Source organism: Streptomyces sp. NPDC048473, from assembly GCF_043200155.1.
Taxonomy (GTDB): Bacteria; Actinomycetota; Actinomycetes; order Streptomycetales; family Streptomycetaceae; genus Streptomyces.
Genome location: NZ_JBICXE010000172.1, coordinates 1 through 1,760 on the forward strand (window position 1 = coordinate 1; position 1,760 = coordinate 1,760).

Annotated in this window: 1 protein-coding gene; it reads right to left on the reverse strand. The window is 68.0% G+C overall.

The genetic code is table 11. The features are described 5' to 3' along the window. Positions 1 to 19: 19 nt before the first annotated feature. Positions 20 to 1,702, reverse strand: coding sequence for an ISAzo13 family transposase (locus ACGFU7_RS48025; RefSeq protein WP_393705126.1), 1,683 nt, complete (start codon positions 1,700 to 1,702; stop codon positions 20 to 22). Between the last annotated feature and the right edge of the window lie 58 nt (positions 1,703 to 1,760).

Sequence of the window (1,760 nt, forward strand, 5' to 3'; positions counted from 1 at the left end):
GCTAAGGGCTTGCGGATCATTAACTCGCTGTCTTGATCTTGAGCGGGACGGTGATGCCTACCGCGCTCGCGTGGTCGTAAAGGTGCTCCAGGGTGGTGAGTTGCTGGTCAGTGCGATGGATGATGTGTCCAGCCGTGCTGAGGAGTTGGCGGATGTCGCGGATGCGCCGGTTGATGGTGAAGGGCGTGACGGTGAAGAGGCGGGCGACGGCGACCTGCGGGAGCCCGAGCCGGTAATGGAGGAGGGTGGCCAGGAGCCGGTCGGCGAGGGTGAGGACGGGGCGCCGTCCGGTGCCCGGGGCCGCCAGGCGGGGCCGGTGGCCGCGCCGTTTGTCCAGGTGTGCTTCCCGCTGGTCCTCGTGGAGGGCGGTGAGTGTGGTGATCAGCGTGTCCCACTCCTGGGTCGGCATTCCGGTCAGGGCCGGGTGACACAGCCACGCAAGGTCGGGGCTGGGCTGGTCGAAGGGGTCCGGTACGTCACTGACTTGGTCATACGCCTCGGGCCGCAGCGTGTAGTTCCAGTCGCCGTGCCACTCGTGGCGGTGCAGGGGCAGGGCATCCATCTGCCGGTCGACGATCCGGACTCCGGTCTCGTAGGCGGTGGTATCGAGTTCGGCGTGCACCGTCAGCCCGGTGCCGGTGGTCGTCGCGGCGATGCTGTTCACGATGACTTCGTGGCTTGTCAGGGGCCTGCCGCGCCAGTTCATCGTGATGTGGGAGAACAGCCGGTGCTCCACCTTGTTCCATTTTGAAGTACCTGGCGGAAAGTGACAGACGGTAATTTCCAGGCCGGTCTCCAGGGCCAGAGCGGCCAGTTCGGCCTTCCAGGCCCGGGTGCGATAGCCGTTCGAGCCGCCCGCGTCCGCGGTGATCAGCAGCCTCCGGGAGTGCGGATAGGCGCCGCGCCCTTGGCTGTGCCACCAGCGGCGGATGGACTCCACGGCGAACGCGGCGGTGTCGTGGTCCGTGCCCACGCTGACCCATCCGGTGTTCGCTGCCAGATCGTAGATCCCGTACGGGATGGCCTTGCCCAGCTCCGGGTCCGGGAAGTCGTGCGTCCGTACCTGGACCGGTTCGCCCTCACGGTGCCACTCGGCGCCGGCGTTCTTGTAGTTGCCGACGACTTCCTTCTTTTTGGTGTCGACGCTGACCACCGGGTCCCCCGCAGCCTGGTGCTCCTTGGCCCGCTCGTTGATATAGCGGAACTGGCCGTCGCGGTCCGGGTGCTGCCTGCCCTCGACGGTCTTGGCGTTGCCCTGCAGGCTGAAACCTTCCTCGCGCAGCAGGTCGGCCACGGTCTCCGCTGAGATGCGGTGGCCCTGCCGGGTCAGCTCGTCGGCCAGGTGGCGGGTCGACTTCGTCGTCCAGCGCAGCGGCGACATCGGGTCACCCCGCATGTCCGGCTCGACGAGGGCCAGCAGGGCAGGCCGCAGCCCAGGATCGAGATCCACCGCACGCTTGCGGCCTCCGCCCTCCCGGCGGGCCCGGCCCAACGGGCCCACCCCGGAATCCAGTTCTGCCACTCCACGCGAGACAGTGCCCTCGCGCACCCCGGCCGCACGGGCCACTGCCCGGATCCCTCCATGCCCCAACGACCGGGCCTCCGCCCCCATAGCCAACCGGCGCTGACGCTCGTCCAGATGCGGCAACAACGCCTGGAATTTCGCCGCCAGCCCTGCCTCGGTCCCCTCCGACATCCCCATAGCACAACAACGACGAGCAACGACGGAAGCAACGACTTGTTTCTCCGCAGGCCCTAAC

Coding starts and splice junctions, on each gene's coding strand:
- ACGFU7_RS48025 (WP_393705126.1), bottom strand. CDS start 1,702: ATGGGGATGTCGGAGGGGACCGAGGCAGGGCTGGCGGCGAAATTCCAG.